Raw genomic sequence first — 5,145 nt, forward strand, 5'->3', positions numbered from 1 at the left:
TCACACTCACCGACCTGCAGCGCAAAGTGCTCGCGCTGCTCGGCGTCCCCGCAAGCACGTTCTAGGCACCTCGAAACGCAGCCCGGAAATTACGCGCAAATGCGTCTGCTGACCCGCGGAAAGTAAGGCACGCGACCCCTCGGACGCCATAAGCCCCACCTCGCACACGCAGTGACCCTCTGGCCGAGCTGCGCACTTTGGCGGGAAAAAGAAGCTTGCGCGTCTCTCGTACACACACCAAGCTCGCGGCGAACGCGCAAGGATGGGATCGCGAAATTTTACTGTTGCGCACTACGAATGTGTAAGCAGCCGTTGTGCCGCCCCCCCGGTACCCGCAAAAATTATGGTCAGCGATCCGCACCTAAGCAGCAAGCATGTTGACTTCCTTGCCTGTCTCGATCTATGATCCTCCGAGACTGCAAATATTGCGTTTCGCAATTATTACTCAGTGCTCGCGCATTCTCACCACTCCACCTCTCTGCGAAAACCATATGACCGAAGCTCCTCTGCCTCATCCGTCAGTGTTCCTGGGCCAACAACGGCTGAAGGTGATCCGCGGTTACCGTGTCCACGAGCAGCGCACGCCGAGCCAAGACATTCATGTGATCACACCTTCGCAAACAATTGGCCCGTTCTTCGGGGTCGGCTTGGTCCGCCCGGGTGACGAGGACCTGGCATGCAAGCAGCCCAGAGGCGCGCGCGCTGAAGGAACGCCCATCATTATCCAGGGGCAGGTGATGGACGAGAACGGCAAGCCGGTGCGCAAGGCGTTAATCGAGGTCTGGCAGGCGAACCGGTGGGGCAAGTACGAGCACCCGGACGACACGACGCAGGCGCCGCTGGACCCGAACTTCAAGGGGTGGGGTCGCGCGCTGACAGACTCGCAGGGGCGCTATACCTTCCGCTCCATCAAGCCGGGTGCGTATCCCAACCCGGGCTACGACAACTGGATGCGACCGCCGCACGTGCATTTCTCCCTGTTCGCGGCCGGGCTGATGCAGCGCCTCATTACGCAGATGTACTTCCCCGGCGAGGAGTACAACGATATTGATCCAATCCTTAACGGGGTGGAGGACCTGCGCGCGCGTGCCTCGCTGATCGCGCGCCGGATGCCCGACGAGCCGGAGGGCACACAGGTGTACCAGTTCGACATCGTGCTGCGCGGTAGCCAGGAAACGCCGTTCTTCGTGGAAGGAAAATGAGTGTGCGATCGGCGGGCGAGATCTTCGGCGAGGCCGAGACTCTGGCCCTGTACCTCGGAATCGAGGTGGCGCTCGCGCATGCGCAAGCCGAAGTCGGCGTCATCCCCGAAGATGCGGCGCGCGAAATCGAGCGGGGTGCGACACTGGACGCCATCGACGTTCCGCGCGTGCGGCAGGAGGCTCAGCGCACCGGCTACGCTGTAGCTCCCCTGGTGCGGCAGCTCACGGAGGCGTGCGGAGATGCGGGCCGGTTCGTGCACTGGGGCGCCACGACACAGGACATCGTCAACACCGCACTTGCACTGCAAGTCGACGAGGCATTCAGAGGCGTGCTGGAGCGGGTGGAGCGGCTGGCGCGAGCGCTGGCTGCGCTGGTGCGGTCGCATCGTCACAGTGTGATGGCCGGGCGGACTTTCGGCGGCCACGCACTGCCCATCACATTCGGCTTCAAGGCGGCGGTGTGGCTGTCGTCCGTGCTGCGCCATGCGGAGCGCGTCCGCGCGGCCGTCGCGCGCCCCATCCCGGGGGAGTTTGCAGGCGCGGCGGGAACGCTGGCGTCGCTGCAGGAGCAAGGCTTGGCCGTGAGGCGCGCGTTCATGCGGCGTCTGCGCCTGCCCGAACCGACGATCACCTGGGCCGCGATGCGCGACGAGGTGTTCGTTCGGGTGGCAGCCCTTGCGGGATTGACCAACAGCCTGGCAAAGATCGCGCAGGATATTGCGGAACTTGGCAGCACCGAGATCGGAGAAGTGGCGGAGCCCCACGCCGGTGGCAAGGACACCAGCAGCACGCTGCCACTGAAGGCGAATCCCATTCTGTGCGCGCACACCGTCGCCGCGGCGACGCTGGTCGGCCAGAATGCGATGAGTGTCCTGCTGGCCGGCCGACAGCGGCAGGAACGCAGCGGCGAGGCCCTGCTCGAGCTGCAGGTGGTCGGGCCCGCGTTCATCGCAGCCGAGCGATGCCTGGACTTGGCCGTCCTGCTGCTGGAGGATCTGCAGGTATTCCCTAGCCGCATGCGGCGCAACCTGGACGGCACGCGGGGCGTCATGCTGGGCGAACGCTTCATGATGGCGCTTGCGCCGCGGCTCGGTCGCTTGCAGGCGCACGACCTGGTGCACGAGGCCTGCCGCGCAGCGATAGAGCGAGATGTCCCGCTCGAATCCGTCCTGGCGGAAATTCCAGCGGTAGTAGAGGTGCTTTCGAACGCTGAACTGCAGGCGCTGGCGGATCCGGCCACCTATCTGGGCAGCGCCGACGCCATGTGTGCCGCGGTGCTGCAGCAGGCCAGTTCGGTCATTCCGGAGGCAGCCCATGAGTGAGCAACCGATCCCTGATTGCCTGGGTCCGCGGCCTGTGACGGCGCGCCCTGCATGGCATGTGCCTCACGGATCATGGGACACGCACTTTCACGCCCTGGGGCCGCAACTTCGCTTTCCGTATGGAGCGAAGCGCAAGTACACGCCGCCCGACGCACCGGTGGAGCAGTGCCTTCGCCTGCACGAGGCCCTTGGATTCGCACGCGGCTGGGTGGTGCACGCGAACACGCACGGGTTCGACAACGCGGTCGACCTGGATGCCGTGGCGCGCTCCGACGGCCGTTATGTAGCCGTGGTCCGCCTGGATGCGTCCGCCTCACCCGCGTCGTGCGCCGAGCTGCACGCGCGCGGCGCACGCGGCGTGCGCTTCGCCTTCAACCCGCAGCACGGCGGCTCGTTGGACCTGACCGTATTCAATCATGTGGTGCGCTGCATTGCGCCCCTGGGCTGGTTCGTCGAGCTTCATTTCGATGGTGCCGACATCGCGCGCCTGCAAGAGTGGCTCGAGGCCATTCCGGTGCAGGTTGTCATTGACCATTTGGGCCGGGTGGACCCAGCAGGAGGTGTCGCACAGGAGCCGTTCCAGATCCTGCTCGCGCTGCTTGCGCGCGGCAACTTCTGGATCAAGCTCAGCGGCGCAGACCGCATCTCGCGGCAGGGGGCGCCGTATGCCGATGTAGCGCCGTTGGCGCAGGCGCTGGTGAGCGCCCGTCCCGACCGCTTGTTGTGGGGAACAGATTGGCCGCACACGGGCTACTTCGATGCCGCCAGGGTGCCGGAGGACACCGCGCTGGTGGATGCCTTGGCCACCTTCGTTCCCGAGGCGCCGGAGCGGGAAGCTATCCTGGTCCACAACCCGCTGCGCCTGCTGGCATTGGCGGCCTGAATCTCGTTTGCACGCGCTGCGTAGGTCGTCAGCGCTGACGTCCCCTCGACAGGAGGTGGCTGGAAGGCAGCTTCGGGTGGAGCACCTTGCGCACCGCATTGATGCAGACCACAGGCAGTTTGTCCGGATCGAGCAGCCCGATCTGCACCAGAAACGAGGGCTGATCCCAGTAGATATGTCCATGTGCGATCTTGCCGACGCGGAAGGTGATAATGCGGATCAGTGCCACCTCGCGTGACGGTCGGCTGGCGGGATGCCGGGGAGCATCCACGCGATCTCCGGGTCGGGGGTGAAGCAAAGCAGCCTTCCTGACTATATCTTGTAATCGACCATTGGCCGCGTGGCCAGTCGTGCAGTTGTTGCGTCAGCGGCTTGGTCTGCGCCTGCCGCACTTTGAGCCGGCGGTCCGGGTCGGCGAGCGCCCCCACCGAGATCCAGTCGCACCTCGAGTCGGCCCGCGGCAGTGGGCATCGTGCCGAGCGCGCCCGATCGACAAACGGCGCCGCCGTCACTGCGCCCGGCTTCGGCGCGTCCCCCCCTCGGCGACTTGGTCGCCGCCGTCGACGCTTGCTCGTCCAAACGGGCCTTCCAGCGCCGATAGCTTGCGCGCTCACCCCCTCGCGCCGGCAGAACGTGCCGATCGGCTCTCCGCTTTCCGCATGCCGCCGAAACAGTTCCTGCCATGCTTGGCTGCCCAAACGCCGTCGCTTGATGCCTTCCAGTTCGCCTGCTCCGCATTCGTTGAAGATGCAGGCATTCGGCCGCGCACGCACCGACGGTGTTGCCGAAGTCTCCGCTGGGAGAGGCGTTCGGCTACGCGCTGAGCAACTGGGTGGCGTTGAACACCTTCGTGGAGCACGGCATCCTGGAGGCCGACAACAACTGGGGCGAACGCGCCTTGAAGCCGGTGGTGATGGCCTGCTCATAGTGCCCGCTTTCGTTAAGTGCTTGAAAACATTGGAATCTGATTCCCGCCATCGATGCGACACGGGCGAGCTGTTCGCGCGGCAGCCTCGATGACGCGCTGATCGAGCAGATCGTCGGCGCGGATCTGGTACGGCGCTCTCGCGACGACCTGTTCGGCGGGCAGCAGCCCTGCCTTGATCAGGCGCCGGATGCAGTGATTCGTGACACCGAGCTTGGCTGCAGCCTCCGACATCGTCAACCATTCGCCATCCTGATGCGCGGAGCGGTAGGCACGAATGTCATTGACCATTCGCACCGAGGCAACGCGATGCGCGGTCCAGGTCTTGCCCTGACCCGTCGGAAGCGTCATGCGGTTGAGCGACGCGGCGATGTGCTCGCCCACTTGCCGGCCATGCTGCGCATGACGGCCAGCGCCTCTTCGGGCGTGCGGCAGCCATGCAATGGGAGGTGATGCTCAAGGTCCTTCACGAGGGTGCGCAGCAGCTGCTGGCGCGTTCGCATCGTGACATGCGGCGAATTCCACGCTGCGGCGAGATCGTCAGCTAGGCCGGCCAGATCCGGTGCAGGTGCCGAGGTCTGCGCCTGATCGCTTGCGGTAGCGGATCGGCGTCCAGTCGAAGCTGACCATCTTCTTGCCGTCTGAGGGCCGCGGGAAGTGCACGCCATCAGCTGCCAGCGACAGCAGGGGTCTCCTCGTTTTCAGTGCAATAAGTGACGGTACGCAAAGCTAGCACTGGCGCGGGGGTGGTCTGGGTAGACCGTTGATTTCATTGACTTTCCTGTTCGCTTTGTAAACGGGTATGGTGGCCTC

5 protein-coding genes and 1 pseudogene are annotated in these 5,145 nt (G+C 65.0%); 4 read left to right on the plus strand and 2 right to left on the minus strand.

What is annotated here, in order from left to right; translation table 11 throughout:
* Window positions 1-491: 491 nt before the first annotated feature.
* The 3 genes from pcaG to ACX12L_RS22730 are packed head-to-tail and all read left to right on the plus strand — an operon-like array spanning window position 492 to window position 3,407.
* Window positions 492-1,202: a protocatechuate 3,4-dioxygenase subunit alpha gene (gene pcaG / locus ACX12L_RS22720; protein ID WP_244386951.1), complete on the plus strand. Its 711-nt coding sequence runs from the start codon at window positions 492-494 to the stop codon at window positions 1,200-1,202.
* Window positions 1,199-2,524 carry a class-II fumarase/aspartase family protein gene (locus ACX12L_RS22725; protein ID WP_244386950.1) on the plus strand — a complete coding sequence of 442 codons (1,326 nt, stop codon included), beginning with the start codon at window positions 1,199-1,201 and terminating at the stop codon, window positions 2,522-2,524. Before pcaG ends, ACX12L_RS22725 begins: the two co-directional genes overlap by 4 nt.
* Window positions 2,517-3,407 (plus strand): amidohydrolase family protein, encoded by an 891-nt coding sequence (locus tag ACX12L_RS22730; RefSeq protein ID WP_244386949.1) that lies wholly within the window; start codon window positions 2,517-2,519, stop codon window positions 3,405-3,407. The genes ACX12L_RS22725 and ACX12L_RS22730 overlap by 8 nt, the downstream gene beginning before the upstream one ends.
* Before the next feature lie 28 nt (window positions 3,408-3,435).
* Here the strand turns inward: ACX12L_RS22730 and ACX12L_RS22735 are convergent, their stop codons facing one another.
* The gene (locus ACX12L_RS22735) at window positions 3,436-3,678 is read right to left on the minus strand and encodes a hypothetical protein (protein WP_244386946.1); all 243 of its coding nucleotides are present in this window, start codon (window positions 3,676-3,678) and stop codon (window positions 3,436-3,438) included.
* Between the two features lie 504 nt (window positions 3,679-4,182).
* Between ACX12L_RS22735 and ACX12L_RS22740 the strand changes: the two are divergent.
* Window positions 4,183-4,335, plus strand: a pseudogene (locus ACX12L_RS22740) (IS66 family transposase); the annotation flags it as partial.
* Between the two features lie 12 nt (window positions 4,336-4,347).
* On the opposite strand, the gene ACX12L_RS22745 reads toward ACX12L_RS22740, so the two are convergent.
* Complete coding sequence (locus ACX12L_RS22745; protein WP_244386943.1) at window positions 4,348-4,716, minus strand: helix-turn-helix domain-containing protein; 369 nt, start codon at window positions 4,714-4,716, stop codon at window positions 4,348-4,350.
* Between the last annotated feature and the right edge of the window lie 429 nt (window positions 4,717-5,145).

It is taken from the genome of Alicycliphilus sp. T452 (assembly GCF_054512775.1).

Excerpts from the sequence above, each read along its gene's own strand:
- pcaG (WP_244386951.1), top strand. The coding sequence starts at position 492 with ATGACCGAAGCTCCTCTGCCTCATCCGTCAGTGTTCCTGGGCCAACAA.
- ACX12L_RS22725 (WP_244386950.1), top strand. The coding sequence starts at position 1,199 with ATGAGTGTGCGATCGGCGGGCGAGATCTTCGGCGAGGCCGAGACTCTG.
- ACX12L_RS22730 (WP_244386949.1), top strand. The coding sequence starts at position 2,517 with ATGAGTGAGCAACCGATCCCTGATTGCCTGGGTCCGCGGCCTGTGACG.